Origin of the sequence: Micromonospora humi, assembly GCF_900090105.1 — a bacterium.
GTDB classification, from domain to species: Bacteria; Actinomycetota; Actinomycetes; order Mycobacteriales; family Micromonosporaceae; genus Micromonospora; species Micromonospora humi.
This window is the reverse complement of sequence record NZ_FMDM01000002.1, coordinates 151,181-177,615: the sequence shown is the minus strand read 5'-3', so window position 1 is coordinate 177,615 and position 26,435 is coordinate 151,181. Positions and strand designations below refer to the sequence as shown.

30 protein-coding genes and 1 pseudogene are annotated in these 26,435 nt (G+C 74.1%); 13 read left to right on the top strand and 18 right to left on the bottom strand.

Annotation, left to right across the window (positions count from 1 at the left end):
• Positions 1-7: 7 nt before the first annotated feature.
• A complete protein-coding gene (locus tag GA0070213_RS03910; RefSeq protein WP_091058500.1) occupies positions 8-514 on the top strand; it encodes an NUDIX hydrolase in 507 nt (168 codons plus the stop codon).
• Positions 515-534: 20 nt separating this feature from the next.
• Here the strand turns inward: GA0070213_RS03910 and GA0070213_RS03905 are convergent, their stop codons facing one another.
• Together GA0070213_RS03905 and GA0070213_RS03900 are read right to left on the bottom strand one after the other, a co-directional pair.
• Positions 535-1,230 carry a hypothetical protein gene (locus GA0070213_RS03905; RefSeq protein ID WP_091057298.1) on the bottom strand — a complete coding sequence of 232 codons (696 nt, stop codon included), beginning with the start codon at positions 1,228-1,230 and terminating at the stop codon, positions 535-537.
• Positions 1,230-1,721 carry a sigma-70 family RNA polymerase sigma factor gene (locus GA0070213_RS03900; protein ID WP_091057295.1) on the bottom strand — a complete coding sequence of 164 codons (492 nt, stop codon included), beginning with the start codon at positions 1,719-1,721 and terminating at the stop codon, positions 1,230-1,232. The genes GA0070213_RS03905 and GA0070213_RS03900 overlap by 1 nt, the downstream gene beginning before the upstream one ends.
• Positions 1,722-1,949: 228 nt before the next feature.
• Here GA0070213_RS03900 and GA0070213_RS03895 point away from each other — a divergent pair, with 228 nt between their 5' ends.
• Entirely contained in the window at positions 1,950-2,951 is a 1,002-nt protein-coding gene (locus GA0070213_RS03895) for a matrixin family metalloprotease (protein ID WP_091057292.1), read from the top strand.
• A 94-nt stretch (positions 2,952-3,045) separates the two neighbouring features.
• Here the strand turns inward: GA0070213_RS03895 and GA0070213_RS03890 are convergent, their stop codons facing one another.
• The 4 genes from GA0070213_RS03890 to GA0070213_RS03875 all read right to left on the bottom strand — a co-directional run bounded on the left by GA0070213_RS03890 (position 3,046) and on the right by GA0070213_RS03875 (position 10,365).
• The gene (locus GA0070213_RS03890; protein ID WP_091057289.1) at positions 3,046-4,059 is read right to left on the bottom strand and encodes a LacI family DNA-binding transcriptional regulator; all 1,014 of its coding nucleotides are present in this window, start codon (positions 4,057-4,059) and stop codon (positions 3,046-3,048) included.
• Positions 4,056-6,476, bottom strand: coding sequence for a glycoside hydrolase family 3 C-terminal domain-containing protein (locus GA0070213_RS03885; RefSeq protein ID WP_091057286.1), 2,421 nt, complete (start codon positions 6,474-6,476; stop codon positions 4,056-4,058). The genes GA0070213_RS03890 and GA0070213_RS03885 overlap by 4 nt, the downstream gene beginning before the upstream one ends.
• 236 nt (positions 6,477-6,712) lie before the next feature.
• Entirely contained in the window at positions 6,713-7,951 is a 1,239-nt protein-coding gene (locus tag GA0070213_RS03880) for an ROK family transcriptional regulator (RefSeq protein ID WP_091057283.1), read from the bottom strand.
• An 80-nt stretch (positions 7,952-8,031) separates the two neighbouring features.
• Positions 8,032-10,365, bottom strand: coding sequence for a TIM-barrel domain-containing protein (locus GA0070213_RS03875; RefSeq protein WP_091057280.1), 2,334 nt, complete (start codon positions 10,363-10,365; stop codon positions 8,032-8,034).
• A 117-nt stretch (positions 10,366-10,482) separates the two neighbouring features.
• Between GA0070213_RS03875 and GA0070213_RS03870 the strand changes: the two genes are divergently transcribed.
• Complete coding sequence (locus GA0070213_RS03870; protein WP_091057277.1) at positions 10,483-12,474, top strand: beta-galactosidase; 1,992 nt, start codon at positions 10,483-10,485, stop codon at positions 12,472-12,474.
• A 15-nt stretch (positions 12,475-12,489) separates the two neighbouring features.
• On the opposite strand, the gene GA0070213_RS03865 is transcribed toward GA0070213_RS03870, so the two are convergent.
• The gene (locus tag GA0070213_RS03865) at positions 12,490-13,140 is read right to left on the bottom strand and encodes a LysE family translocator (protein WP_091057274.1); all 651 of its coding nucleotides are present in this window, start codon (positions 13,138-13,140) and stop codon (positions 12,490-12,492) included.
• A gap of 99 nt (positions 13,141-13,239) precedes the next feature.
• Between GA0070213_RS03865 and GA0070213_RS03860 the strand changes: the two genes are divergently transcribed.
• Positions 13,240-13,788 (top strand): GNAT family N-acetyltransferase, encoded by a 549-nt coding sequence (locus tag GA0070213_RS03860; RefSeq protein WP_091057271.1) that lies wholly within the window; start codon positions 13,240-13,242, stop codon positions 13,786-13,788.
• A gap of 4 nt (positions 13,789-13,792) precedes the next feature.
• Here GA0070213_RS03860 and GA0070213_RS03855 read toward each other — a convergent pair whose 3' ends face one another.
• On the bottom strand, positions 13,793-14,182 hold the full coding sequence (locus GA0070213_RS03855) for a YkvA family protein (protein WP_091057268.1): 390 nt from the start codon (positions 14,180-14,182) through the stop codon (positions 13,793-13,795).
• Between the two features lie 101 nt (positions 14,183-14,283).
• On the opposite strand from GA0070213_RS03855, the gene GA0070213_RS03850 reads away from it, so the two are divergent.
• The 5 genes from GA0070213_RS03850 (at position 14,284) to GA0070213_RS03830 (ending at position 16,980) form a co-directional block, all read left to right on the top strand.
• Positions 14,284-14,751, top strand: coding sequence for a DnaJ family domain-containing protein (locus GA0070213_RS03850; protein ID WP_091057264.1), 468 nt, complete (start codon positions 14,284-14,286; stop codon positions 14,749-14,751).
• Between the two features lie 36 nt (positions 14,752-14,787).
• A complete protein-coding gene (locus GA0070213_RS03845) occupies positions 14,788-15,144 on the top strand; it encodes a hypothetical protein (RefSeq protein WP_091057261.1) in 357 nt (118 codons plus the stop codon).
• Complete coding sequence (locus GA0070213_RS03840) at positions 15,144-15,803, top strand: nucleotidyl transferase AbiEii/AbiGii toxin family protein (RefSeq protein ID WP_091057258.1); 660 nt, start codon at positions 15,144-15,146, stop codon at positions 15,801-15,803. The genes GA0070213_RS03845 and GA0070213_RS03840 overlap by 1 nt, the downstream gene beginning before the upstream one ends.
• A gap of 69 nt (positions 15,804-15,872) precedes the next feature.
• A complete protein-coding gene (locus GA0070213_RS03835) occupies positions 15,873-16,313 on the top strand; it encodes a VOC family protein (RefSeq protein WP_091057255.1) in 441 nt (146 codons plus the stop codon).
• Between the two features lie 49 nt (positions 16,314-16,362).
• The gene (locus GA0070213_RS03830; RefSeq protein WP_091057252.1) at positions 16,363-16,980 is read left to right on the top strand and encodes a hypothetical protein; all 618 of its coding nucleotides are present in this window, start codon (positions 16,363-16,365) and stop codon (positions 16,978-16,980) included.
• Positions 16,981-17,024: 44 nt separating this feature from the next.
• On the opposite strand, the gene GA0070213_RS03825 is transcribed toward GA0070213_RS03830, so the two are convergent.
• From GA0070213_RS03825 to GA0070213_RS31390, 4 genes are read right to left on the bottom strand one after another with little or no spacing between them, the layout of a single operon-like run.
• Positions 17,025-17,591 (bottom strand): hypothetical protein, encoded by a 567-nt coding sequence (locus tag GA0070213_RS03825; protein ID WP_091057249.1) that lies wholly within the window; start codon positions 17,589-17,591, stop codon positions 17,025-17,027.
• Positions 17,588-18,367 (bottom strand): class I SAM-dependent methyltransferase, encoded by a 780-nt coding sequence (locus GA0070213_RS03820; protein ID WP_091057245.1) that lies wholly within the window; start codon positions 18,365-18,367, stop codon positions 17,588-17,590. Before GA0070213_RS03820 ends, GA0070213_RS03825 begins: the two co-directional genes overlap by 4 nt.
• The gene (locus GA0070213_RS03815) at positions 18,367-18,774 is read right to left on the bottom strand and encodes a nuclear transport factor 2 family protein (protein WP_245716246.1); all 408 of its coding nucleotides are present in this window, start codon (positions 18,772-18,774) and stop codon (positions 18,367-18,369) included. The genes GA0070213_RS03820 and GA0070213_RS03815 overlap by 1 nt, the downstream gene beginning before the upstream one ends.
• The gene (locus GA0070213_RS31390) at positions 18,761-18,928 is read right to left on the bottom strand and encodes a hypothetical protein (RefSeq protein ID WP_175441188.1); all 168 of its coding nucleotides are present in this window, start codon (positions 18,926-18,928) and stop codon (positions 18,761-18,763) included. Before GA0070213_RS31390 ends, GA0070213_RS03815 begins: the two co-directional genes overlap by 14 nt.
• On the opposite strand from GA0070213_RS31390, the pseudogene GA0070213_RS03810 reads away from it, so the two are divergent.
• Positions 18,915-19,638 (top strand): annotated as a pseudogene (locus tag GA0070213_RS03810) (dienelactone hydrolase family protein). The gene GA0070213_RS31390 and the pseudogene GA0070213_RS03810 sit on opposite strands and share 14 nt — an antisense overlap.
• Positions 19,639-19,715: 77 nt before the next feature.
• On the opposite strand, the gene GA0070213_RS03805 reads toward GA0070213_RS03810, so the two are convergent.
• Positions 19,716-20,255 carry a DUF1062 domain-containing protein gene (locus tag GA0070213_RS03805; RefSeq protein WP_245716245.1) on the bottom strand — a complete coding sequence of 180 codons (540 nt, stop codon included), beginning with the start codon at positions 20,253-20,255 and terminating at the stop codon, positions 19,716-19,718.
• A gap of 395 nt (positions 20,256-20,650) precedes the next feature.
• Between GA0070213_RS03805 and GA0070213_RS03800 the strand changes: the two genes are divergently transcribed.
• Positions 20,651-21,049: an NUDIX hydrolase gene (locus GA0070213_RS03800; RefSeq protein WP_091057234.1), complete on the top strand. Its 399-nt coding sequence runs from the start codon at positions 20,651-20,653 to the stop codon at positions 21,047-21,049.
• Positions 21,050-21,055: 6 nt separating this feature from the next.
• Here GA0070213_RS03800 and GA0070213_RS03795 read toward each other — a convergent pair whose 3' ends face one another.
• Entirely contained in the window at positions 21,056-21,514 is a 459-nt protein-coding gene (locus GA0070213_RS03795; RefSeq protein WP_091057230.1) for an HNH endonuclease, read from the bottom strand.
• A gap of 121 nt (positions 21,515-21,635) precedes the next feature.
• A complete protein-coding gene (locus GA0070213_RS03790; RefSeq protein ID WP_281182236.1) occupies positions 21,636-22,280 on the bottom strand; it encodes a TetR/AcrR family transcriptional regulator in 645 nt (214 codons plus the stop codon).
• Between the two features lie 112 nt (positions 22,281-22,392).
• On the opposite strand from GA0070213_RS03790, the gene GA0070213_RS03785 reads away from it, so the two are divergent.
• Positions 22,393-23,013: a CatB-related O-acetyltransferase gene (locus GA0070213_RS03785; RefSeq protein WP_245716244.1), complete on the top strand. Its 621-nt coding sequence runs from the start codon at positions 22,393-22,395 to the stop codon at positions 23,011-23,013.
• Positions 23,013-24,215: a macrolide family glycosyltransferase gene (locus tag GA0070213_RS03780; RefSeq protein ID WP_245716243.1), complete on the top strand. Its 1,203-nt coding sequence runs from the start codon at positions 23,013-23,015 to the stop codon at positions 24,213-24,215. The genes GA0070213_RS03785 and GA0070213_RS03780 overlap by 1 nt, the downstream gene beginning before the upstream one ends.
• Positions 24,216-24,283: 68 nt before the next feature.
• Here GA0070213_RS03780 and GA0070213_RS03775 read toward each other — a convergent pair whose 3' ends face one another.
• The 3 genes from GA0070213_RS03775 to GA0070213_RS03765 all read right to left on the bottom strand — a co-directional run bounded on the left by GA0070213_RS03775 (position 24,284) and on the right by GA0070213_RS03765 (position 26,398).
• On the bottom strand, positions 24,284-24,592 hold the full coding sequence (locus GA0070213_RS03775) for a hypothetical protein (protein ID WP_091057218.1): 309 nt from the start codon (positions 24,590-24,592) through the stop codon (positions 24,284-24,286).
• A 74-nt stretch (positions 24,593-24,666) separates the two neighbouring features.
• Positions 24,667-25,827, bottom strand: a complete 1,161-nt coding sequence (locus tag GA0070213_RS03770; RefSeq protein WP_091057216.1) for an XdhC family protein — start codon at positions 25,825-25,827, stop codon at positions 24,667-24,669.
• The gene (locus GA0070213_RS03765; RefSeq protein WP_091057213.1) at positions 25,820-26,398 is read right to left on the bottom strand and encodes a nucleotidyltransferase family protein; all 579 of its coding nucleotides are present in this window, start codon (positions 26,396-26,398) and stop codon (positions 25,820-25,822) included. The genes GA0070213_RS03770 and GA0070213_RS03765 overlap by 8 nt, the downstream gene beginning before the upstream one ends.
• Positions 26,399-26,435: the final 37 nt, after the last annotated feature.

The following is a 26,435-nucleotide window of genomic DNA, read 5'->3' as shown; positions in this document are numbered from 1 at the left end:
GCTCGCCATGCCCGTGTCGCCGTACATCGCCCGGCTGCGCCAGCACGTCGGCCAGGACCTGCTCATGCTCTACGGGATCAGCGCGGTGGTGACCGACGACGCGGGGCGGGTGCTGCTGGCCCGCCGCGGCGACAACGGGCGCTGGTCGGTGCCGGCCGGCACCGTCGACCCGGGCGAGCAACCCGCCGACGCGCTGGTGCGTGAGGTGCGCGAGGAGACCGGCGTCGACGTGGTCGTCGAACGGTTGGCCGGCGTCGCCACCCACCCGGTGGTCTACCCCAACGGCGACGCCTGCGAATACCTCAACGTCTGGTTCCGCTGCCGGGCCGTCGGCGGGGTGCCCACCCCCGACGGCGACGAGTCGCTCGCGGTGGCCTGGTTCACCCCCGACGCGCTGCCCGACCTGGACGACTGGGCGCGGCTGCGGATCGACACCGCACTGGCCGAGGGCCCGCCCTGGTACGCCGCGCCGGGCGAGCGGCACGCCGCGTTGCGCCGGCCCGACAGCCTCTGACCGCCCCGGGGCGGCCTCCTTCATCTCGTCGCCGCAGTCCATCCGGCTGCCACGGAAGGGCTGTAGTACCGGGTGAAACCGCAGCCCCACGCGATCGGGTCGGCGAGCGGCGCGCCGCCCCAGCGGGGCGTGCCGGACACGAGCAACCGGGTGCCGATCCGATAGGCAGGGACATGCTCGGACGTGGCATCGCCCGTCCCGGCCCTCGCGGCGGGCGGCGACATGTCCACCACGGCGGTGCCCGCCGAGCCACCCCTGAACCAGGTGTGCACCTGGAAGGTCACCGATCGCAGGTCCCGGGGCGGCTGCGTGCCGCGCCCGGTTCGTGCCGGTCCGATGCCGGTCACGGTGCCGTCGAAGGCGAAGGCCTGCTCGGCGAGCGCCCGCGGTGAGTACGTCTTGACGCACTGCGCCTCGCCGACGGCGAGCGGATCGCCCGGCTTCACCCCGGCCGGCAGATCGGCCGCCGGCGCCGAAGCGACGGGTGCGAGCGAGGACGTGACCGGCGGTCGCGCCTGCGGCGTCGCGGCCGGCCGGTGAACGCCGTACACGCCCGCCGCGACGATCACCGCGGTCGTGGCCGCCGCCACCACCAGGGTTCGGCGCCTGCGGTGGACCCTGCGTACCGCCGCCGCGGCCACGGCCGACTCGTCGGGGGCGTCGGCGGCGTCGGCGGCGAACAGCTCGCGCAGCTCGCGCTCGGTCGACTGGTTCATCAGGTCTCCCTCTGTGCGTCGATGGCCGCGGGCACGCGCAGGCTCGCCAGGGCACGCGAGGCGGTGGCCCGCACCGAGCTCTCGCTGACCCCCATCGCCGCGGCGATCGCCGCGTCGTCCAGGTCGGCGTAGTAGCGCAGGACGAGCACCGTGCGCGCGCGGGGGGCAAGCCTGCTCAACAGCACCCGCATCTGGTCCCGGGCGGCGACCGCGTCGGCCGGGTCGGCCACCGTGGCGCCGGTCTCCTGGCTCAGGTCGGCGGGCCGCTCCGTCGTCCAGCGCCGGCGACGCCAGCTCAGATGCGCGTTGACCAGCATGCGGCGTACGTAGGCCTCGGGGTCCGCCGCCGCGCGTACCCGCTTCCAGTGCCGGTACGCATCGGCCAGCACGGTCTGGGCGAGATCCTCCGCCAGCTGCCGGTCGCCGCTCAGCACGAACGCCAGTCGCACCAGCGACCGGCCGTACCCCGCCACGAAACTCTCGAACGACACGCCCGCTCCCGTCAGTGCTCCTCACCAGGAAGACGCATCGGCTGCCGCCCCGCGCTGCACGCCCGCCGCTCCTAGCTCAAAGCCGAACGTTTGTCAGCCCGCTGCCGACCGCTGTCGGCAATCGAACTCATTCGATTGCGATGTGCTCCCGTGCCATAACCTGACGATCGGCAGTCATCCATACCTGCCGCTGCGGCACCTTCGCCGCGCCGACAAATCGGGGGAAACATGCAGGTCAATCATCGCTCACGGTGGCTGTTCGCCACCGCGACGGCCATCGCGCTGACAGTGGCCATCCTGCCGGGCGCCGCCCACGCGTCCACCACGCACGCGTCCGCCGCGACGTTCATCGACCCGGACGAGCAGTACGCCGCCTTCCTGGCGGAGAAGAAGGCGGACGGCAGCTGGGCGGGCTCCGCCGACCCGGGCGCCAAGGCCAAGGCCCCGGCCACCGACCTCGCCGCCTACCCCAAGCTCACCGACCAGCAGCTCGCCGCGATGAGGGCATCGGCGACCGCCGCCGCGCCGGTCGGCGCGGCGGAGCCGGTGACCGTGCAGAGCGTGCAGGTCACGCCGACCGGCATCAGCGTGACCACCTACGACCCGGCGCCGGGGTTCACCCCGGAGAGGTTGGCGGACAAGCTCCGGGCACAGGGCAAGACGTCCGTGCGCGTCGTCCGGCCGGCGCCGACCGACGGCATCTCAGCGATGGCGGCCAGCGACTGCGCGTACGGCTCGGCCAGGAGCTGGAGCTGCCCGGTGTCGTTCTGGCGCAACCAGGGGTGGGAGGACCCGTACGTGCGGTTCAACGACCACTCCGGCTCGTCGTGGCCGGTGTCCTCGGTGGTGCCCAAGTGGAACACCGTGAAGAACATCGACAGTGAATACCGTTGGAACAGCTGCCCGGCGGTGTCCGGCTCCCGGTGCGTCGACGTCTTCTCCGGCAACTACGGCGCCGGCTGGACCGGGCTGACCACGCTGTTCTACGCGTCGGGTTCGCCCGGCGCGTTCTCCAACACGGGCGCGAAGGTCCAGCTCAACGACTACTACGACTCGGTTGCGATCGGTGGCACCCGTAACAACACCACCACCCACGAGTTGGGCCACGCCCTGGGGCTCGGCCACAACACCTACAGCAACGACGTCATGTACTACGCCATCAACAAGCGTGAGGACCTCGGCGGCGAGAACCCGGTGCTGCTGGCCAGCATCTACTCGGTGACCCGCTGACCTTCGCCCCACACCGGAGCCGGCCCGTCACGTCGCGGGCCGGCTCCGCACCGGTGCCCCTCCCGGTCCTGTCGACGGTGACCTGGCGCCGGCGTCACCGGCTGGTGTCGCGCACGGTCAGTCGGGGCTCCAGCAGGGTCACCTCCGGCACCGGCTCGTCGCGCAGGCGCCGCATCAGCAGCGTCACCGCCTGCCGGCCGACCTCCTCGGCGGGCACCGGCACGCAGGTCAGCGCGGACGGTTCGGCCAGTTCGTCGGGGCAGACCGCGACCACGGAGACGTCCTGCGGCACCCGACGGCCCAGCGTCGGCAGCGTGGACAGCACCGGCTCGACGGCCGACTCGTTCTGCACCACCAGGCCGGTGATGTCGGGATGGTCGGCCAACAGCGCGGTCAGGTCCCGGCGTACCGCCGCCGGGTTCTCCTCGCAGGGCCGGGTCACCGCCTCGACGCCGAGCCGGCCGGCCGCGGCCAGCACGCCGCGGCGGGTGCGGTGGGCGAAGCCGGTGCCCCGGTCGTAGACGGCGGCCGGGGCGCCGAGCAGCGCGATCCGCCGGTGCCCGGCGCCGGCCAGGTGCTCCACGCACAGCTCGCCGGCGCGCCGGAAGTCGAGGTCCACGCAGGCCAGACCGGTGCTGTCGGCCGGGTGCCCGATCAGCACACCGGGCAGCGACAGCTCCCGCAGCAGCGGCACCCGGGAGTCCTCGAGTTCCACGTCCATCAGCAGCACCCCGTCGACCAGCGCGCTGCCGGCGATGCGGTGCAGCCCGGACGGGCCCTCGTCGGCGGTGACCAGCAGCACGTCGTGGTCGTAGCGGCGGGCGGTGGTGACCACCGCGGTGGCGAAGCGCATCACCACCGGCACCTGCATGCCGGTGCGCAGCGGCAGCACCAGCGCGATCACGTTGGCCTTGCGGCTGGCCAGGGCGCGCGCGCCGGCGTTCGGGTGGTAACCCAGGGCGCGCACGCTGGCCAGCACCCGGCTGCGGGTGGTGGCGGAGATGGCGCGCTTGCCGCTGAGCACGTACGACACGGTGCTCGCGGCCACCCCGGCGTGTCGGGCCACGTCCGCGATGGTGACCTGCTCGCCGGCGGCCCGGCCGCTCACCGGCCGGCCCCGGAGCGCCGCGCCGCGGGCGTGCTCACCCCGCCGGCGCCGGTCACGGTGACCGCGCCGACCAGCCGGATGTCGCGGGCGGAGCGGCCGACCAGCACCGAGTGGGTGGCGTCCTCCACCACCGGGGCGGCGCGGGTCTCGTCCCACCAGGCCAGTTCCGCGGTACGCAGCCGCAGGGTGACCCGGGCCGCGCAGCCGGGTTCGAGGGTGACCCGGGCGAAGTCGCGCAACTGGCGCAGCGGCTGCTTGGCCCGGGAGCGCCGCTGCCGGGTGTAGAGCTGCACCACCTCGGTGCCCGGGCGGCGGCCCGTGTTGGTGACCTCGACGCTCACCTCCACCTCCTCGCCGGCGTGCGCCGCGGCGGTGCTCAACCGGAGGTCAGCGTAGTCGAACTCGGCGTAGCTGAGCCCGTGGCCGAACGGGTACAGCGGCTCGCCCCGGTGGTAGAGGTAGGTGGCGTCCGCGCCGATGACGTCGTAGTCGAGCAGGTCGGGCAGCTCCGCGGTGTCGGCGTACCAGGTCTGGGTGAGCCGGCCGCCCGGGTCCTCCGCGCCGAGCAGCACGTCGGCCAGCGCGTTGCCGTGCTCCTGCCCGCCGTGGGCGCTCCACAGCACCGCCGGCAGGTGCTCCCGGGCCCACCCCACCGCGTACGGGTAGCTGCTGGTCAGCGCCAGCACGGTGCGCGGGTTCGCGGCGTGCACGGCGCGCAGCAGGTCGAGCTGACCGGCGGGCAGCGCCAGGTCGACGCGGTCCTCGGTCTCGCGGCCGTTGACCATCGGGTGGTTGCCGAGCACCACCACGGCCACGTCGGCGGCGGCGGCCAGCGCGGCGGCCTCGGCCGCGCCGTCGACGCGCAGCCGCACGGTGAACGCGGCGGGGGCGTCGGTGGCGACGCTGAGGCGGCCGCCGCCGTCGACGCCGACGTGCCGGCCGGTGGCGAGGTGGTGCAGCAGCGCCGTGCCGTCGGGCCGGTGGTGCAGGCGGAACGTCTCGCGGACCACCCAGCCGCCCGGGCCCGGACGGTCGGCGACGAGCGCGCCGGAGTCGTCGGCGCCGACGTAGCGGCCGGTGTGGACCGTGCACAGCGCCAGCACCCCGTCGCCCCAGTCGACCACGTCGAACTCGGCCGGCGTCGCGTCGGTGAGGGTCAGCGGCCCGTCGTCGGTGCGGCCCACCGCGCGACTGTCGACGTGCAGCGTGATCCGGTCCGCGCCGGCGTGGGTGGTGACCTCGCGTACCCGTCCGAGCAACCCGTCGTACACGCTGACCGCGTACGGCAGCGTGCCGCTGTACCAGTCGGTGAGCACGGTGTCGGCGAGCGGGCCGAGCACGGCGACCCGCAGGTCGGCCGCGAGCGGCAGCAGCCCGTCGTTGCCCAGCAGCACGATCGACTGGCGGGCGGCCTCGCGGGCGAGTTCCCGGTGGGCCGGACAGTTCACCACGTCGGCCGGCACGTCGGCGTACGGGTCGTGGCCGGGCGGGTCCAGGTCGCCCAGGCGCAGCCGCACCGACAGGATCCGCCGGACCGCCCGGTCCACGTCGGACTCGGTGATCAGGCCACGGGCCAGTGCCTCGGTGAGCCGTGCGACGGTGGGGCCCGGATCCTCGTCGTCCTCGGTGAAGCTGTCCACCCCGGCGCGCAGCGCGGCGGCGAACCCGGCGACGTGGTCGGGCAGGTGCCGCTGCACGCCGGCGATGTTGCCGACCGCGCCGGCGTCGCCGACCACCATCACCTCGTCGTCGGCCCAGCCGCGCAGCTCGCCGTCGATCAGCGGGCTCAGGTGCGCCGGCACGCCGTCGACCAGGTTGTACGACGCCATCACGGCGACCGCCGCGCCGGCGGCCAGCGGGGCACGGAACGCGGGCAGCTCGTACTCGTGCAGCACGCGCGGCGGCAGGTTGCTGGAGGTGACCGCCCGGTCGGTCTCGTTGTTGTAGCCGAGGAAGTGCTTGAGCGTCGGCGCGGTCCGCAGCCGGGTGGGGTGCTCGCCGCGCAGCCCGGACGCGTACGCGGTGCCGAGCCGACCGGTGAGCCAGGGGTCCTCGGACCAGCCTTCCTCGTTGCGGCCCCACCGGGGGTCGCGCAGCGGGTTGACCACCGGCGCCCACACGTTGAGCCCGACGCGCCGCGGGTCGGCCCGGTGCTTGGCCCGTACCTCGTCACCGACGGCGGCGCCGACCGCCCGGATGAGCTGCGGGTTCCAGCTGGCCGCGAGGCCGAGCGCCTGCGGGAAGACGGTGGCCTCGCCGAGCCAGGCGACGCCGTGCAGCGCCTCGGTGCCGGTGCGGAACGCGGGCAGGTCGAGTCGGGGGACCGGCGCCTGCCACTGGTGCAGCAGGCCGAGCTTCTCCGCCACGGTGAGGCGGGCCAGCAGGTCGTCGGGGCGGTGGGGGGTGCGGTCGGTCATGGCGGGCGCCTCCGGTGGGCGTGCGCCCGCCCGCCGGGGCGTCGAAGCGCTTCGACGACCGACCGGTGGACGGCGGCGCGCACGCGTGCAGAAAAGGGGGGTGGTCGGCCGGCGGCGGTCGGCCCGGAGCGTTGGTGAAGCGCTTCGACAACCACCGGAAAACAGGCCGCCCACGGGTTGCCCGGCCCGGTAGCGGCGCTACCGAGGTTGGCACCCGGGGGCGGTGCGGTCAAGGGTCAGGCGGCGGGCAGTTGCCCGGCCTCCACCGCGGCCAGTGCGGCGGTGGCGCCGCCCACCGCGCTGGCCACCGAACCCAACGCGCTGGCCTCCAGCCGGACCGTGGCCGGCGGCCCCGACGTGCGGGCGGAAACCTCGGCGCGGGCGGCCGGCAGCAGCCACGGCGCGAGCGCCGCCAGGTGACCGCCGACCACCACCACCTCCGGGTCGAGCAGGTCGACCAGGACGGAGATCGCGTACCCGAGCTGCCGGCCGACCTCGGCGAGCCCGTCGCGCACCGGGACGTCCCCGGCGCGGGCGAGGGCCTGGATCCGTTCGATCTCCGGCAGGTAGTCGGTGACCGGGCCGTCCGAGGCGGCGTCCGGCAGGAGGCGACGCACCACGGCGTCCACCCCGGCCACCGCCGCGAGACAGCCGTGCCGGCCGCAGTGGCAGGCCGGCGCCTCGGTCCCGGTCGGCGGCGGACCCGCCGCCACCGGCAGGTGGCCGATCGCGCCGGCGAAGCCGCGGCCGCCGCGCAGCAGCCGGCCGCCGCTGACCAGGCCGGCGCCGACGGCCAGCCCGCCGGTCACGTGCACCAGGTCGGCCGTGCCGGCGTACGGGCCGTGGCGCAGCTCGGCCGAGACGGCGAGGTTGGCGTCGGTGTCGACGCCGACGGGGAAGCCCGGGTCGCGCAGCGCGCGGCGCAGGGCGGCGGCGAGCGGCACGCCGCGCCAGCCCAGCGCGGGCGCGGCCGGCACGACGCCGTCGGCGTCGACCAGCCCGGGTACGCCCACGGTGAGGCCGAGTACCGTGCGGCCCGCGCCGGTGACCCGGGTGACCGCGCGGCGGGTGAGCGTGGCGAGCGCGCGTACCGTCTCCTCGGGCCCGGCGGTCGCGGCGGCGAACGCGCGTCGCCAGGTGAGCAGCGGCTCGCCGGCGAGGTCGGCGGCGACCACGACCAGCTCGTCGGCGCCGATCTGCAGGCCGAGACCGACGTGGCGGGAACCGTCCAGGACCAGCATGGTGGCCGGCCGGCCGACCCGGTTCTCGGTCAGCCCGGTCTCGCGCAGCAGACCGTGTTCGATCAGCTCGCCGACCAGGCTGGAGACGGTGGCCTTGTTGAGCCCGGTGCGCGCGGCGACGTCGGCGCGCGAGCAGGGGGCGTGCAACCGGACGTGCCGCAGCACGACGGCCCGGTTGGCCACCCGCACGTCACCCAGGTCGGCCGTCTGGAACGACCGGTCGATGCTGATCACGTGGTGCCCGCCTCCTGCGCCGCGGCCGTCGGGTTCGGCTACAGCTTAAACTAAATCGGCCACAGCCCCGGCCGGCGGCCTCAGCCGCCGAACCAGGGCTCGAACGGGGTCACCGGCGCCGGCTGGCCGTCGAGCACCACCCGCCGCGGCGGGTCGTCGCCGACCACGCTGACCCGGCGGACGTCCAGCGGTCCGTCCACCCGTACCCGCAGCGTGTCGCCGTCGCGGGCGGCGGTGACAGTGGTGTCGCCGTCGGGGTCGCGGATCACCGTCACCCCGTCGGTCCCACCCCAGGCGACGAGCGTGACGTCACGGAACGGGCCGTCGGCGACGGTCGACGCGGGCGCCACCACCGGCACCAGTGCCCCGTGTCGTACATACAGCGGCAGCCGGTCGATCGGCGCGTGCACCCGCAGGTGCCGGCCGCCGGCGTGGCGCTGCCCGGTGGCCGCGTCCAGCCAGTCGTCGCCGACGGGCAGGTAGACGGCGCGGCGCCCGGACTTGTCGAGCACCGGCGCCACCAGCAGGTCGGCGCCGAGACGGTACTGCAGGTCGGTGGCCCAGGCGGTCGGGTCGTCGGGCGTGTCGAGCAGCAGCGCCCGCATCATCGGGCTGCCGGTGCGGGAGGCCTCCACGGCCGCCGACCAGAGGTACGGCAGCAGCCGGTAGCGCAGCCGCAGCGCGGCCACCGCGTGGCGTTCCGCCTCCGGCGGGAAGTCCCACGGCAGCCGGCTGGTGGTGCCGTGCAGCCGCACCAGCGGTGACAGGGCGCCGAACTGGGTCCAGCGCACGTACAGGTCGGGCTCCGGCGTGCCGTGGAAGCCGCCGGTGTCGTGGCTCCAGAACGGCACCCCGGACAACCCGTGCGACAGCCCGCCGCGCAGCGTGCTCGCCATGCCCGGCCAGGTGGCGTTGACGTCGCCGCTCCACTGCGCGCTGTGCCGCTGCCCGCCCAGGTAGGACGAGCGCGCCCACACCGTGCGGTGCCCGGCCACCTCCTCGGTGACGTCGGCGACCACGTCGTTGAACAGCAGCGCGTAGACGTTGTGCAGCTCGACGCCGGTCATGCCGTTGTGCGCCACCGCGTCGGCGGGCACCGCCTCGGCGAAGTCGGTCTTGAACACCGCGACGCCCTGGGCGAGCAGCGGCCGCAGCAGGCCCTGGAACCAGCGCACCGCCGCCGGGTTGGTGAGGTCCACGATGGCGCAGACCGGATAGCTGCCGTGCCAGGTGTCCGCGACGTACGTGCCGCCGTCCGGGCGGCGCAGGAAGTAGCCGGCGGCGTCGGCCTCGGCGTAGAGCGGGCTGTCGGTCATCAGGTAGGGGTTCATCCACAGGCACACCCGGAAGCCCTGCTCGGTGAGGTCCTTGAGCATGCCGGGCGGGTCGGGGAACGCCTGCTCGTCCCAGCGCATCTCCGACCAGCGGCCGGCGACCTGCCAGTAGCAGTCCAGGTGCAGCACGTCGCAGGGGATGTCGCGCTCGCGGATCAGCCGGGCCCGCTCCCGTACCCGCTGCTCGCTGTCGGGGAAGAATCCGGAGGAGATCCAGGCGCCGAACGCCCACCTCGGCGGCAGGTACGGCCGGCCGGTCAGCGCGTCGAGCCGGTCCAGGATCTCGGCCGGGGTGGGGCCGGCCAGCACGTAGTAGTCGAGCAGGTCGTCCGGGACCAGCAGTTGCACGCTGCTGTGGGTGCTGGCGCAGACGTCGAACTGCACCGGCAGTCCGCTGTCCACGAGCACGCCGTAGCCGCGGTCGGACAGGTAGAACGGCACGTTCTTGTGCGACCGGTCGGACTCGCCACCGAACGCGTCGAAGTTCCACATCAGCGGGCGTTGGCCGCGCTTGTCGAGCGGGGTGAACTTCTCGCCGAAGCCGACGAACCGCTCGTCGCCGGGCGCCACGAAGCTCTCGTGCCAGGCGACCGGCTCGCCGTCCACGGTCGAGCGGCCCAGCGGCAGGGTACGCCGCCGGCCGCTGATGTCGCGGGTGCCGCCGTCGGTGGCCACCAGCAGCCGGCCGTCGGAGTCGAGGAACCGCAGCCCCCACGGGTCGAGGCGGATCTCGGCCACGGCGCCGCCCGCGTCCACCCGGGCGTACGCGTCGTCGACGGTGACCTCGGCCGGGTGCGGCGCGGGCCGGGTCAGGGTGGTGGCGGGCGCGGAGCGGCTGCGCACCGAGAGGTCGTCGGTGAGGCGTACCCGCAGGATCCCGTCCCCGGCGGCCTCGACCCGCGCGACGAGCGTGCGACCGGAGGCGCAGGTGGCGCTGAGCGTGACCCCGTGCGGGTCGGTCGCGACCACCTCGGCCCGCAGCACGTCGTCGGCGCCCTCCTCACCGGGGCAGCGGACCGGCAGGTCGGGCGGGTCGGCCACGAACGTCTCGTACGGGACCAAGGGCGGGCGGTACGGCATGGGCGTCTCCTCGCGGCGACCCGGGCGGCGGCACCGCCAGTTTCTTTGGAACCACAACTAACTGTCAATGATCGGCCGCATTGACTTTCCGCCTCACCTGTTCTTACTTTGGCCGGGATGACAACTAAAGCGCTGTGGTACGGCGGGGACTGGAACCCGGAGCAGTGGCGTCCCGAGGTGTGGCACGAGGACGTCGCCCTGATGCGCGCCGCCGGCGTCAACCTGGTCACGGTCGGCGTGTTCGCCTGGTCCCGCCTGGAACCAGCCCCCGCCCGCTACACGTTCGACTGGCTCGACGAGGTGCTGGACCTGCTGCACGCCGGCGGCGTACGGGCCGCCCTGGCCACCCCCACCGCCTCACCGCCGCCCTGGTTCACCCACGCCCACCCGGACGCGATGCCGGTCACCGCCGACGGCACCCGCCTGCACCACGGCAGCCGGGACACCTACTGCGCCGCCGCGCCCGCCTACCGCGCCGCGGCCCGCCGCATCGCCGCGACGCTCGCCGCCCGCTACGCCCACCACCCGGCGCTGGCACTGTGGCACGTGCACAACGAGTACGGCACCACCTGCCACTGCCCGCACGCCGAGACGGCGTTCCGCCGCTGGCTGGTCGACCGGCACGGTGACCTCGACACGCTCAACGACGCCTGGGCCACCAGCTTCTGGGGTCAGCACTACGCGGACTGGGCGCACGTCGGCGCGCCCCGCGCCACCCAGTACCTGGGCAACCCCGGCCAACTGCTCGACTTCCGTCGCTTCTGGTCGGACGAGCTGCTGTCGGCGTACACCGAGCAGCGCGACGTGCTGCGGGCGGCGAACCCGGCGGTGCCGGTCACCACCAACTACGTGCTCGGCGACTGGGTGCCGGTCGACCACGCCCGGTGGGCGCGCGAGGTCGACCTGGTGGCCGTCGACCACTACCCGGACCGGGTCGACGGCGGCGCCGAGGAGCAGACCGCGCTCGCCGCCGACCTCGCCCGCGGCTGGGCCCGCCACGGCGCCGGCCGGCCCGCGCCGTGGCTGCTGATGGAGAGCGCCCCCGACCGGATCCACACCGCCGGGCGGATGCACACCAAGGAGCCGGGACGGATGACCCGGCACAGCCTCGCGCACGTCGCCCGCGGCTCCGCCGGGGTGATGTTCTTCCAGTGGCGCGCCCCGGCCGGCGGCGCGGAACACTTCCACTCGGCCGTGGTGTCGCACGCCGGCCCGGAGACCCGGGTGTTCCGCGAGGCCACCGACCTCGGCACGACGCTCGGGCGACTCGGCGCGGTCCAGACGGGCCGGATCGAGGCGCGGGTGGCCATCGCCTACGACGCGGCCAGCGGCTGGGCGCTGCGCCACCCCGGGATGCCCCGCACCGGCCTCGACCATCCGGGCGAGGTGGCCGCCGCGCACCGGGCGCTGTGGCAGGCGGGCGTCACCACCGACCTGGTGGTGCCCGGCGACCCGCTCGACGGGCACCGGCTGCTCGTGCTGCCCGCGCTCTACCTGGCCTCCGACGCCACCGCCGAGTGGGTACGCCGGCACGTCCACGCCGGCGGGCACCTGCTGGTCACCTGGCTCAGCGGGGTCGCCGACGAACACGCCCGGGTCCGCCTCGGCGGCTACCCGGGCGCGTACCGGGATCTGCTCGGGGTGCGGGTGGAGGAGTTCCACCCGCTCGCCGACGACGAACGGGTACCGCTGACCAGCGGCGGGTTCGGCCGAATCTGGTCCGAGACGGTGCACCTGGCCGGCGCGGAACAGGTCACCGCCTACATCGGCGGGGTGCTCGACGGCCGGCCCGCGGTCACCCGGCACCGCATCGGCGACGCCCGCGCCTGGTACGTCTCCACCCGGCCCGACGATGACAGCTACCGCCGGCTGCTCACCGACGCGGCCCGGCTCGCCGGCGTCGTCCCGACCTGCCCGGCGGCGCCCCCCGGCGTCGAGGCGGTACGCCGGCGCGACGGCGACCGCAGCTGGCTGTTCCTGCTCAACCACACCGACCGGCCGCAGCGGGTGCCGGCCGCGGGGCACGAGCTGCTCACCGGCGAGCCGGTCGACGACCGGGTCACCGTGCCGCCCGGCGGCGTGGCGGTGCTGCGCGAACCGCCGTGCTGAGGCACGCGTACCGGATCAGGGGGTGGCGACGGCGGCGCGGGAGCGGTCCGCGGCGATGCGCACCGCGAGCCCGGCCAGCACGGTGCCCATCACGTAGCGCTGGAGGCGGGCCCAGCCCGGCCGGCGGGTGAGGAACGCCGACACCGCGCCGGCGCTGAGCACGATCAGCGCGTTGACGGTCAGCGCGATGCCGATCTGGGTCAGCCCGAGCAGCAGGCTCTGCACCGCCACGTGCCCGCGCGCCGGGTCGACGAACTGCGGCAGCAGCGACACGTAGAGGATCGCGATCTTCGGGTTGAGCAGGTTGGTGACCAGACCCATGGTGAACAGCCGCCGGGGCCGGTCCGGCGGCAGCGGCGCCGGCGTGAACGCCGACCGGCCGCCCGGGCGCAGCGTGCGCCAGGCCAACCAGAGCAGGTAGGCCGCGCCGGCCAGCTTCACGGCCGTGTAGAGCGGCGGGACCAGCACGAAGACGGTGGCGATGCCGGCCACCGCGGCGGCCAGGTAGACCAGGAAGCCGACCGCCACCCCGAGCAGCGACACCAGCCCGGCGCGGCGCCCCTGGGTGACCGACCGGGACACCAGGTAGACCATGTTCGGCCCGGGCGTGAGCACCAGACCGAGCGCCACCAGGGCGATGCCCACCACCGCGCCGAGCGTGACCATGCCGCCTCCCGCCGTCGACCCTGCCCGGACCCTACGCCGCCGGGCCCGCCCACGGGTGCGGGGTCGCGGCCGAGGCGCGTGACGCGCGACACTGTCGCAATGTCCGTCGTGCTGTCCGCCGCCGCCACTCCCGCCGCGCCCGGCCTGACGCTGCGACCGTGGTGCGACGGTGACGCCGACGACCTGCTGGAGATCTACCAGGATCCGGTGCTGCGTGCCTGGACCCGCCACCCGGTGACCAGCCGGGGCGAGGCGCGGGCGTTCGTGCGCCGCAGCCGGCAGGGCTGGGCGGCCGACCGCCGGTTCAGCTTCGCCGTGCTGGAGCAGGCGCCGGCGGGGGAGCGGCTGGTCGCCTGCGTCGTGCTCAAGGAGGTCCGCCCGGGCCACCCGGCAGCCGAGGTCGGCTACTGGACCGCCGCGCCGGCGCGGGGGCGGGGCGTCGCGCCCCGGGCCGTCGACGCGGTCACCGGCTGGGCGTTCACCCGCTTCGCCGCCGCCGGGCTGACCCGCATGGAGCTGTTCCACCAGATCGACAACCCGGCCTCCTGCCGGGTGGCGGAGAAGAGCGGGTACGCGTTCGCCGAGGTGATGCCGGCCCGCCCGCCGTTCCCCCGCGACGGCCACCGGCACGTACGCCTGCGGCCCTGAGCCGTCACGGCGCGCCGAGCAGGCGCAGCAGCAGCCGCGGTTCACCCGGCCACGCCTCCAGCAGCACCTGGCGGGGCACCTGCCGCCCGGCGTAGCGCAACGCGAGCGCCACCACGACGATGTCGTCCAGCGGGCCGATCACCGGCAGGAACTCGGGGATCAGGTCGATCGGGCTGGCCAGCCAGACGCCCGCGACCACGATCGCGATCCGGGCCCGGCGCGGCACCCGGGGATCGCGGCGCAGCCGCCGCACCACGGTCAGACAATCGGGTAGGAACGCGGCCAGATCGCGCAGGATCCCCGGCGGCAGCCGACGGGCCGACAGCACCAGCAGCGCCCAACTCCCCACCAGGCAGACCACCGCCGCCCCGAGGCCGACCAGCCAGTCCCGCACGCCGCTCCCTTTCTCACGGGCGCCCGGGAACACCCCGGCGCCGCCCGGCGCTGACCATAGGCGAAAACCGGCGGATACGGTGGACTCGGGAGGTGACGGCGATGACGTACGGCTGGGAGGCCGCGGTCGAGGCGCAGATCCGCTCCGCCCAGGAGCGCGGCGAGTTCGACAACCTGCCGGGCGCCGGCAAACCGATCCCGGGCCGCAACGAGCCCTACGACGAGGGCTGGTGGATCCGCGGCTTCATGGAACGGGAGCAGATCCCGTCCGATCTGATGCTGCCCACCCCGCTGCAGTTGCGCCGCCGCATCGAGCAGCTCCCCGGCGAGCTGCGTGACCTGCCCACCGAGGAGGCCGTCCGGTCGTACCTGGCGGTGCTCAACGCCGAGGTGGTGGCCTGGCTGCGCACCCCGACCGGGCCGCGCGTGGTGGTCCGTCCGGTCGACGTCGAGCAGGCGGTGCTGCGGTGGCGCGCCGACCGCCGTGGTGCCGCGACTTCCTCGCCGGCCCCGATGTCACCGCCGCCGGCCGCGCGATCCCGCCGCCGGTGGCGCTGGTGGCGTCGCTGAGCCCGACAGCACGTCAACCGGGTTATTCTCGATTCCATGGACCCGACCGGCTCCGTCCGAGGTGCGAGTGCACCACACGCGGCCCGTCCGGGGCGCCGTGTGGTCGTGGCGGACGATCTCCGCGAGCTGCGCGGTCCCACCGCCGGTGTCGTCGAGCTGCCCCACCGGCTGTTCTGGCAGTCCGACCGGCATGTCGACCTCGACCGCCCGGGGCTGTTGCCCTGGATGTACGAGACGGTGCTGACTGAAGCCGTCCGCGCCGATGAGCTGCGCACGTGGCTGCACGGGCCGACGTTGATCCGACTCTGGTCGACGCTGTATCTGCCTCGCGGCGTCCGCCGTGCCTGGGAGCAGCGCCACCCGATGCTCCGCGCCCGGGACATCGCGGCCTGATGCCGCTCATCCCCGACCCGTTTCAGTGCGATGTCGCCCGGATCGCACTCACCGCGGCCGCCGACCACGGCTTCGCCCTCGCCGGCGGGCAGGCGCTCGTCGTCCACGGCGTCGTCAACCGTCCGACCGAGGACGTCGACCTGTTCACCGACATCGACGGTGGGGTAACTGCGGGCGCCGAGCTGGTCCGCGAGGCACTCCACGACGCCGGCTACCAGGTCGAGAGCGTCGCAGATCCCACCGAGTTGGATGAGGTTTTCTACGGGTTCGACCAGGACATGGTCGAGTTCGAGGTTCGCCACGACGCCGAGGCGGTCCGGGTGCAGCTCGTCCGCTTCGCCCGGACCAACACTCCCGTCGTGCTCGACATCGGACCTGTCCTGCACCTCGACGATCTCATCGGCACCAAGATGGCTGCCATGATCACTCGGGCTCAGCCTCGTGACTACATCGACGTCGCGGCGGTCCTCGACCGCTACGACCGATCCGACCTGATCGCGCTCGGCCAGCGCGCCGACCCCGATCTCACCGAAGACGAGGCCCACGACGCCCTCCGACGGCTCGACCGCCTTCCCGACGCCGTCTTCACCCTCTACCGCCTCGCGCCCTCGGAGATCGACCGGCTGCGCAAGGCCTTCGCGGATTGGCCGCGGACGTGACGACGGTCTTGGCGCACCTGCGCGGCTCGGCGTGCCGGTGACGTCGTACCTCGGTCCTATCCTCGGGGCGTGACGATTCACCGGATGGACAACGTCGGCATCGTGGTCGACGACCTCGACGCCGCGGTCGCCTTCTTCACCGCGCTCGGCATGGAGCTGGAAGGCCGGATGCCGATCGAGGGTGACTGGGCGGGCCGGGTCGTCGGGCTGTCCGACATGCGCAGCGAGATCGCGATGATGAGGATCCCGGACGCGCCGGGCCGGCTCGAACTCGCGACCTACCACGCCCCGACGTCGATCACCCCCGAGCCGGCGGTCACCCCGGCCAACACGCGGGGCCTGCACCGCGTCATGTTCGCCGTCGACGACATCGAGGCCACGCTCGCTCGGCTGCGGCCCCTCGGTGGTGAACTCGTCGGCGAGGTGACCCGCTTCGAGGACAGCTTCCTGCTCTGCTACCTGCGCGGGCCGAGCGGGATCATCCTCGCCCTGGCCGAGCAACTGACCTGAGAACCACGCCCAGCGGCAGCGGCGGGCTGCGCCTGCGTACCCTCTGGCCATGACTCGACGGGGATGGTGCCTGGTCGTCGTCGCCGCGAGTGTGCTGGCGTTGGTGTCGCTGGCCTCGAACGTGACGACCGCTGGCGAACTCGAAGGCCGGGCGGACACCCTGCTGGCCGGCCGGTTGGCCCTGAGCCAGATGGTCAACGCCGGAACGGTCTGGGCCGGGTTGGCAGTGGTGTCCGGGTGGCTCGTCCGCCGTCCCGCGCAGGCCGTCGCTGCCGGAGTCGTCGCCCTGCTCACCGCCTGTGTCGTCCACTACGGCGTGGGAACGGCGTTCGGGATGTTCGACCGGGGCGTCTGGGCGGCCAACCTCTTCTGGCTTGCGGGGGCCGTGGTGGTGGGCGGACCGCTCGGCCTGGTGGGCGCGATCGCCCACCGGGCGGATCCGTGGGGGGTGGCCGCCCGCCTCGTCGTCCCGCTCGGCGCGGTGCTCGAACCGTTCGTCGTCGGTCGGTTCACCACCCCCGCGATCCTGCCCTGGCCGAACCGGGTCGCCGACGTCGTCAGTGGGCTGGTGCTGTTGGTGGCCGGCGTGGTGGGCTGCGCGCGGATCCTCACCGTCGGCAGGCGGCGGACAGCAATGCCCGGGCAAAGGCCGACCGTCGACGTCTGAGCACCGTCGCCACAGGCCAGGAGCACGGGCGGGCCGGGCCGCGCTCAGCCGCGCGCCGCGCGCCAGGTCCAGGCGCTCCGGCGCGGTCGGCCGCCCAGCGGGGCGCGGCCGGTCAGCCAGAGCAGCACCGGCGCGGGGTCACCGGCGGGCGCGTCGGGGAACAGCCGCCGCACCACAGCCGCGCACAGCTCGGCCGGCGGTGACCAGGCCAGGTCGAGACCGCGGGTCACGTCGTGGGTGTGCAGCAGAATCTCCGCCACGCCCATCGCGGCGAACCCGTCCGCGTCGCACGGACCCCAGTGCCAGCCCCGGCCGGCCGGGTCGGCGGCGTCCACCACGGCCGCGAGCATCCCGGCGGCGGCCACCGCCACGGCCAGCACCTCGGCGGGCGGCGCGTCCGGACGGACCCGCAGGTCGAACGGGAGGTAGCCGTCGGTGGGACGGCCGGCCACCTGGCCGGCGTATCCGACCAGGTCGTGCGCGACGTGCGCGGCGGTGGTCCAGCAGGACCAGTCCAGGTCGCCCGCGCGTACCGTCCAGTCCCGGCCGGTGCCCGGCGACAGCGCGGCGGTCATCGCCGTGGCGGCCGAGCGGACGTCCGCGCCGTTCACCGCCGTCGCACGCGCAGCACGCAGGTCAGCATGGGCAGCGTGAACTCGCCGTGCGCGGTCTCCGGGCGGCTCGCCAGGAACGCGCGGATCCGGTCGAGCGCGGCCGCCCGCTCCGGCTCCGGCATGACCAGCATTCCCGCCCGGGTGGCCAGCGTCGCCACCAGGGAGTCGGCGGTGCGGCGCTGCCCGTGCGGAAACTCGGCCTGCTCCGGGTCGTCGAAGCGGGCCGGCGCGCCGTTGCCCGGCAGGTGCATCCGCGCCGTCTCGACCCGCCAACCGGCGGGCGTGTCCCGGGGGCCGACGGCCGCGCTCCCGCTGACCTCGGCCAGCCCGGCGACCCAGTCGACCCGGTCGTCCAGCACGTTCCACAGCCCGGCCAGCACACCGCCGGGGGCGAGGACCCGGGCGATCTCCGGGCCCGCCACCGCCATGTCGAACCAGTGCATGGCGTTGCCGGCCAGCACGGCGTCGACGGCGGCGTCCGGCAGCGGGATCGCCTCGGCGCTGCCCGGCAGCGCCCGCGCGTCGGGCAGGGCGCGGCGCAGCTCGCCCAGCATGGCCGGGTCCGGTTCGACGGCGGTGACGTCGGCGCCGACCGCGCCGATCGTGGCCGTCAGCTTGCCGGTGCCGGCGCCGAGGTCGAGCACCCGCCGGCCGGGCGCGGCCCGCAACGCCCACCGGACCGCGGCCTGCGCGTAGTCCGGGCGGTGCTCGGCGTACGCGGTGGCCGCCGCGCCGAACGAGGACGAGTGCCGGTCGCGCCCGTCGGTCTCCATCAGATGTCTCCCTCGTCGAGAGCGGCGAGCAGGGCCAGCGGGTTGATGTAGTCGCGGTAGGACACGATCCGGCCGTCCCGGACCCGGAACACCGCGATCACGGTCTGCTCGAACGGCGCGTCGGTCGCGACCACGCTGCCGCGGGCCTCGTATTCCACGACGACCACCTCCGGATCGGTGGTCTCGTGAAGCACCAGGTCGCGGTGCTCGTCGATCGTGACCAGGGCGTTGGCCGCCTCGGTCAGGTGCCGGCGGATCTGGGCGTGCCCCTGCACGCGGCCGGGCACACCCGCCGGCCGGAACGGCCACTCGATGTACCCCTCCGGGGCCATCAGGGCCACGAACGCCTCGACATCCTGCTCCCGGCCGGCGCGCAGCACCCGCTCGACGACCTCACGCGACGACACCGGCACCGTTGCCTCCAGAGTGGATCGGCGTTGTTGCTGCCACCGTAGTGGAGGTCCCGGTCGTCAGGTGCGCCCGCGCGCGGTTCTGCCAGCGGCGAAAGCCGTTCTGACCGGGCTCGAGCGTCACTACGCTCAGTGCGATGACGGCGATCACCACACGTACGGTCGAGTACCCGGCCGACGGCCTGACGATGATCGGGCACCTCGCGCTCCCGGCCGGTGTCGACCGGCGACCAGCGGTGTTGCTCGGGCCCGAGGGCACGGGGCTCAGCGACGTCGAGCGCCGCCGGGCCGATGCGCTCGCCGAGCGGGGCTACGTGGCGCTCGCCTTCGACCTGCACGGCGGGCGCTATCTGGGCGACCCGGAGGAGATGCTGGCCCGGTGCCTGCCGCTGCTCGCCGACCCCGAGCGGATGCGGGAGATCGGCCACGCGGCGCTCGCCGTGTTGCGCGCCGAACCGCGGACCGATCCCGAGCGGATCGCCGCCGTCGGCTACGGCACCGGGGGCGCCATCGGGCTGGAACTCGGGCGCGACGGCGTCGACCTGCGGGTGATCGGGACAGTCAACGCACTGACCACGGGCCGACCGGGCGAGGCGGCGCGCATCCGCTGCCCGGTGGGCCGGGGTCGGATCGGAGGATCCGATCATGCCGCCCGCGCAACGGGACGCGTTCGTCGACGAGATGCGGGCCGCGGGCGTCGACTGGCGCCTGGTGGTCTACGGCGGCGCCTTGCACGCCTTCCACCACCCGCCCGTCGACCACCCGGTGGTCCCCGGCGTCGGCTACCACCCACAGCACGCGCGGCGGGCCTGGCGCGACGTCGTCGCTCTGCTCGACGAATGCCTGCCCATGCCGGGGTGATCTCCCGGACCCGCCCCGGGTGATCCTGGGTTGATCCGGTCGCGGCGGGTTGGGTGCCCGCCGCGACCGGATGCCCGCTACCGCACCGACATCAGCGTGAAGGTGAAGCCGGCGATCCTGGACCGCCGCATCGGCACGTCGCACTTGACCCGCCGCTGGACCTCGGGCCTGCTGAGGCCGAGCCCGCGCGCGACGAGCCGGTCCGGACGCACCGGCACCGGATCGCGGAAGGCCACCTCCACCCGGACCGGCCACGCCTCGTCGAGCGGCGTCGGCGGGGCGTCCAACCGCCAGGCGTCCGTCCAGTCGAGGGCGAAGCGGTTGCGCCGGGCCAGCGCCGGATCCAGCAGCGTGGACGCCACCAGCCGGCTGTCGTTGACGTGGTAGCCGTGCAGTTCGACCGGATCGAACGAGCTGACCGGCGTGCGCTCGTACACGGTGAGTTTGCTCGTCCGGTCGCAGCGCACGCAGCGGACCAGCAGCCACACGTCCAGCAGCTTGCCGTTGGCGTTGACGCGGAACCGTCCGGCGCCGGTGGTGGCGGACTCCGACGGGCAGTCCACGCACCGCCACGACAGCAGCGGCAGCCGGGTTCGGTGAACGACCCAGGGCAGCACGATATGAGGTTGTGAGGACATGAGTTTCGAGACCTGATCTCTCTAGACCTGACACGAGGCCGATTACGCGCGACCTCGAACGCCGCATGACCGGGGTGCGCGGGGCAGCCCGGCGGAGCCGACGCGGGGCGTCGGCTACCGGTGAGCGGTGGAACGTGTCAGATCCGGAGAGCAGGCGGGGTCATGCTGCTCGTGTCCTCTCTCTTCGGCGTCGCAGGCAACCTACGAGAGACAGGGAAGCGGCTCAACCCGTTATCGACGCGGTTTAACGGATTACCGTTAATGAAAATCCGCTAAACCGTGCGAACAAAAGCCGTGAATCGGCCACACATCATAATGACAGTTCTTGTGCGTAATGCTTCAGCCTGGTGTTCGACGCCCGCTAACCTCCAGCGGTGAGCGTCATCGACAAGGTCACGTGGCTGCGGGTGGAGAACGGGGCGATCCTCAGCACCCGGTCCCACGGCAAGAACGTCTACTACCTGCCAGGCGGCAAACGGGAAGATGGTGAGAGCGACCTCGACACGCTCGTCCGCGAGGTCCAGGAGGAACTCAGCGTCGACGTGGACCCCGACAGCGCCGTGTTCACCGGCGTCTTCGAGGCCCAGGCGCACGGCCACGCGGACGGCGTCATGGTGCGGATGCGCTGCTACACCGCCGACTACCGGGGGACCCTCCGGCCGGCGGCCGAGATCGCCGAGCTGGCCTGGCTCACCTACGCCGACCGTCACCGGGTCTCCCCGGTGGATCAGATCATCTTCGACCAGCTACGTCGCGAGGCCGAGCTGCGGTGAGCGGGCTCAGGGCCGGTAGCCGGCCCGGGCCGCGGCCACCTCGGCGGCGCGCCGCTCGCGCCATCGCCGCTGGGCGTCGTTGTTGCAGCGCCGGCACACCTTCCGGAACCGCCCGGTGGTGGGGTCGGACTCCCGGTCGTGCCCGTTGCGGCAGGTCGGCCGCTGCTGACGCTCGCGGCAGTTGTCGGCGTGGCTGAGCTGCCGGAGGTGGGTCGGCTCGATGCAGTCGGGGACGCCGCAGTCGTGGCGTACCTCGAGGTCCGGCCGGTAGCCGCCGACGAAGACCGCGTACGCGGCGACGTGCGCCCAGGCCCGGCCGGCGAGCTTCTGGTGGACCCCGCGCCGGCCGCCGTAGCCGCGCACGACCAGGCAGCCGGTGGGCAGGCGGGTGGATCGCGCCATCAGGTAGGCGCGCAGCGACTCCTCGGTGAAGTGCCGGGACAGCCCGATCACCTGGGACAGCATGCCGCGAGCATAGGCAGGCGTCTGGACCGGACGCCGCGCGAGGGCCACGGTGGAACCCGAGATATCCGCCTTCCGGCCCCCGCCGCCGAGGTCGCGCCTCCGTACGCTCTGTGTTCCTCGGTCATCCGCTCTCTTCCCGACGAACGGCGAAGGCGCCCGCGGCTGCCGCCAGGACCGCCGCCTGCGCGGCCCGGCTCGGGAGTTGCGGGTCCGGCTCGGCGCGCAGGAGCACCAGTTGGTGGTAGAGCGGTGCGGTGGCGGCGATGAGCAGGCTTCGAGCGTCGGTGTGCTGGGCGGGGAGATCGCCCCGCTCGATGGCACGTTCAACGAGGATCTCGCATTGGTCGTACCGGTCCGCCCACAGCTGCGTCTGGGCCCGCGCCGCCTGTTCGGAGTGGAACGAGGCGGCCATCAGGGCGACGGCGAACGACGGCTGTGCGACCAGGGACTCCTGGATCTCCTGGTTGAGGGCCGTCAGATCGCCGCGCAGGGAACCGGTGTCCGGCGGCTGCCAGTTGATCTCGCCGGCGGCGTCGATGACGTCGACGAGCAGGCCGCCGACGTCGCGCCACCGCCGGTAGACCGTGGCGCGGTGCACTCCGGCCCGCGTGGCGACACCTTCCATCGTGAGTCCTTCGTGACCGCCTTCAGCAAGCTCGGCGCGCACGGCGTCGAGAACCTGGGCGCGGATGCGGGCGGTGCGACCGCCTGGGCGGCGGTCTGGCGTCGTGGCAGTCGGGTGCGTCATCGGAATCCGGTTGGTCAAGGTGACGGGGTTGTGCCAGCATCTTAACGCGACACTTGTCGCCTTGGCCCACCAGAGAGGAACTGCCTCCCCGATGCTTCCCGTCCCCGCCGACCCCACCGCGGTTCACCCCATGCGCGAGCATCCGCGCGTAGTCCTGCTCAAGCCGTTGGTGAGGTCATCGCTGGTCGAGGTCGGCGACTTCACCTACTACGACGATCCGGACGATCCGACCGCGTTCGAGGCGCGCAACGTGCTTTACCACTACGGTCCCGAGCGGCTTGTCATCGGCAAGTTCTGTGCGCTGGGGACCGGCACCCGCTTCATCATGAACGGCGCCAACCACCGCATGGACGGTCCTTCCACCTTCCCGTTCCCGATCATGGGTGGCTCCTGGACGGACCACGTCGACCTGATAACCGACCTGCCCGGCCGGGGCGACACGGTGGTCGGTAACGACGTGTGGTTCGGCCACGGCGCCACGATCATGCCCGGTGTGCGCGTCGGTCACGGCGCGATCGTCGCCGCCGGCGCCGTGGTGACCAGCGATGTCCCCGACTACGGCATCGTCGGCGGCAATCCCGCCCAGCTCATCCGCACCCGCTACGGCGCCTCGGACGTCGCCCGGCTCCTCGCCGTCGGATGGTGGGACTGGCCCGTGGAGCACATCACCAGGCACGTGCGGACGATCATGTCGGGGACCGTCGCCGACCTTGAGGATGCCGCCGCGCAGGCCGACCAGAGCGATCGCTGATGTCCCGTCGTCGTGCCCACATCGCGATGGTCGGCGTCCCTGTCGTCAGCCATGTCCTGCCCAGTCTCGCGCTCATCGGTGAACTGGTGGCCCGCGGGCACCGGGTCACCTACGCCAACGACCCGTTGATGGCCGACCGGATCGCGTCCGCCGGTGCGGCGTTGGTGCCCTGCACCTCCACACTGCCCGTCGTCGACAACGACTGGCCCGCCGATCCGATCGCCGCGGCGAGCCTGTTCCTCGATGACGCCGTCCAGGCGCTCCCGCAACTGCGCGCCGGCTACGGCGACGACCCCGCCGACCTGTACCTCTACGACATCGGCGCCTATGCCGCGCGCGCCCTCGCCGAAGCGCAGGGCCGACCCCTCGTGCAGCTCTCACCGACGTTCGTCGGCTGGGACGGCTACCAGGAGGAAGTCGCGGCGCATCTCTGGACGCTGCCGGGCGCCGACGCGTACCGAGGCAGGTTCGCGCGTTGGCTCGCCGACTGCGGGGCGACCACGACGGACATGGACGCGTTCTCCGGGCCGCCCGCGCGGGCCCTCGCCCTGATCCCGCGAGCGATGCAGCCGCACGCCGACCGCGTCGACACCCGGACGGTGACCTTCGTCGGCCCCTGTCTCGACATCCGGGCAGACCCGACGAAGGGCTGGACCCGCCCGGCAGACGCCGACAACGTGTTGCTGATCTCGCTCGGCTCGGCGTACACGCGCCGAACCGCGTTCTACCGCCGGTGCATCGCCGCCTTCGGCGACCTGCCTGGCTGGCATGTCGTACTCCAGATCGGCAAGCACACCGACCCCGACGCACTCGGTGCCATCCCGCCCACCGTCGAAGTGCATTCCTGGGTCCCTCAGCGGGGGGTCCTGGAACAGGCCGACGCCTTCGTCACCCACGCCGGCATGGGCGGCTGCGGCGAAGGCCTCCTCGCCGGTGTTCCCATGATCGCCGTGCCCCAGGGAGCCGAGCAGTTCATGAACGCCGACCGGCTCGTGGAACTCGGTGTCGCCTGCCGTGTGGACTCCGCCGACGCCACTGCCGAAACCCTTCGTGTGGCGCTGCACGACCTGGTCACGGATCCGGAACGCGTCGAACGGTCCAAAGAGTTGCAGGCCGCCGTCCGGGCCGAGGGCGGCACTCCGCGCGCCGCTGATCTGATCGAGAACATGCTGGACGCCGCGGTCGGCGGCCCTGCGCGGTGAGCACACCCGCACCCCTCACCCGACGGAAGCGGGCCGCCTCCGTCTCCGGTGGCGGCCCGCCGGTGCGGTCAGCGTCGGGTGCGGTCGTCGATCTCGGTGCCGGACTCCCCGGGCCGGGCGCCGATCGCCTCCTCGGCGGCGCGGCCGCCGGTGCTCTCATCGCCCTGCCGAAGCGAGCTGCGGGGCAGCCCGGCCAGGTGCGCCGGGTCCTCGATCGGCTGGTCCGGCCAGTCGTCCTGGGTGCCGTCGGCCAGCCCGGCGCGGCGCAACACCTCGACCAGGTCGTCGTGCGACAGGCGCTCGGCATCCGGAATGCCGGCCCCGCGCGCCATCGACTGCAGCGTCTTCAGGTCTTCGCTCACGAATGTCTCGGCCATGCCGGAGCCTTCCCGGCGCTCAGGACAAGGAAACCGGCGTGGTCCCGGACGACTGACATACCTCCGAGTCATAATTATGACCAGGAGTCATATCGCTCCTTGCTCTGCGGTTCGCACGACGGCGACACGCCCGAGGGAGCGACCGATGACGCGTGGATCCGCCCGAGACCGCGGCCGAGCGGCCCGCCGGCCCGACCGGTGCGGACCGCGATCACCTCGGCGGCGATGCTGACCGCGGTCTCGGCCGGCGTGCTCGCGCCCAGGTCCAGGCCGGCCGGACCAGCCAACCGCGCCAGCGCGCTGTCATCGACGCCGGCCGCGCGCAGCCGGGTGAGGCGCTCGGCGTGCGCGCGGCGGGACCCGACCGCGCCGACGTAGGCCGCCGGGCCGGCGAGGGCGACCTCCAGCAGCGGCAGCTCGAACTTCGGGTCGTGGGTCATGGCGATCAGCACGGCCCGCTCGTCCACCCGGGCGCCGGCGACCTCGGCGGCGAGGTAGCGGTGCGGCCAGTCGACGACCACCTCGTCGGCCGAGGGGAACCGGCGGCGGGTGGCGAAGGCGGGCCGGGCGTCGCAGACGGTCACCCGGTAGCCGAGCTGGGAGCCGACCGCGGCCAGCGCCGCGACGTGGTCGGTCGCCCCGAACAGGATCATCCGCGGCGGCGGCGGGTACGCGGTCACCAGCACCGCGAGGTCACCGGGGTGCCGGCGCACCTCGGTGCGGGCGGCGGCCAGCGCCGCCCGCGCGTCCCGGACGGCCGCCGCGTCGAACCGCGCGTCGCCGAGCGAGCCGTGCACCCCCCAGGGGCCGAGCAGCATCCGCCGACCCAGCCGGTGCCGGGGCCCGGCGACACAGGTCAGCACGGCCACCGGCGCGCCGGCGGTCACGGCGGTGACCACGTCGTCCAGCCGGGGAAATGTGTAGCGGTCGAGGCGTTCGACGAAGACGTCGATCGTGCCGCCGCAGGTGAGGCCGACGCCGGTCGCCGCCTCCCGGCCGGCGCCGTAGCGCAGCGCCCGGGCGGGCCCGGTCTCGCGTACCCGCTCGGCCTCGGCGTGCACCGCCGCCTCCACGCAGCCACCCGAGACGCTGCCCAGGACCGTGCCGTCCGGCCCGACCAGCATGGTGGCGCCGACCGGGCGCGGCGCGCTGCCGGTGGTGCCGGTGACGGTCGCGGCGGCCACCGGCCGGCCCGCCAGCCACCACCGCAGCAGGTCGGCGAGGTGCTCACGCATCGAGCAGCCCCGCCTGCTCGGGCCGGTCCACGTCGGTCCCGTCGGCGACGTCGGCGCAGGGCACGACCCGCAGCCGGTCGCGGTGGGTCCGCAGGTAGTCGCGCGCGCCCCGGTCGCCGACCGCCGTCCGGGCAACTCCCGTCCAGTGGTCGCGGCCGAGCAGCACCGGATGTCCGTGGCGACCGTCGCGGTGGGCGGCCACGGCGAGCGAGCCGGCGGTGGCGTCCCGGGCCACCCGGCGTACCGCGGCGGGGGTGAGGCCGGGCATGTCGACCAGGGTGACCACCGCCGCGACGGCAGGGGTGGGCCGGAGCGCGGCCAGCCCGGCACGCAGGGACGAGCCCATGCCGGTCGGCCACGCGTCGTTGCGGACCACCTGGGGCAGCCGGGCCCGGGCTCGCACCTCGTCGGCGGCCGCACCGAGCACCACCACGACCGGATCGCAGCCGGCCGACGTGAGGATCCCGGCGGCGTGCTCGACCAGCAGGCTGCCCCGGTAGGCCAGGAGTGCCTTCGGGGTGCCGAACCGGCGGCCGGCGCCGGCGGCGAGGAGCAGTCCAGCCGTGGCCATGGGCCGAGCGTAGGCGGGAGAACCGAGATCCGGTATC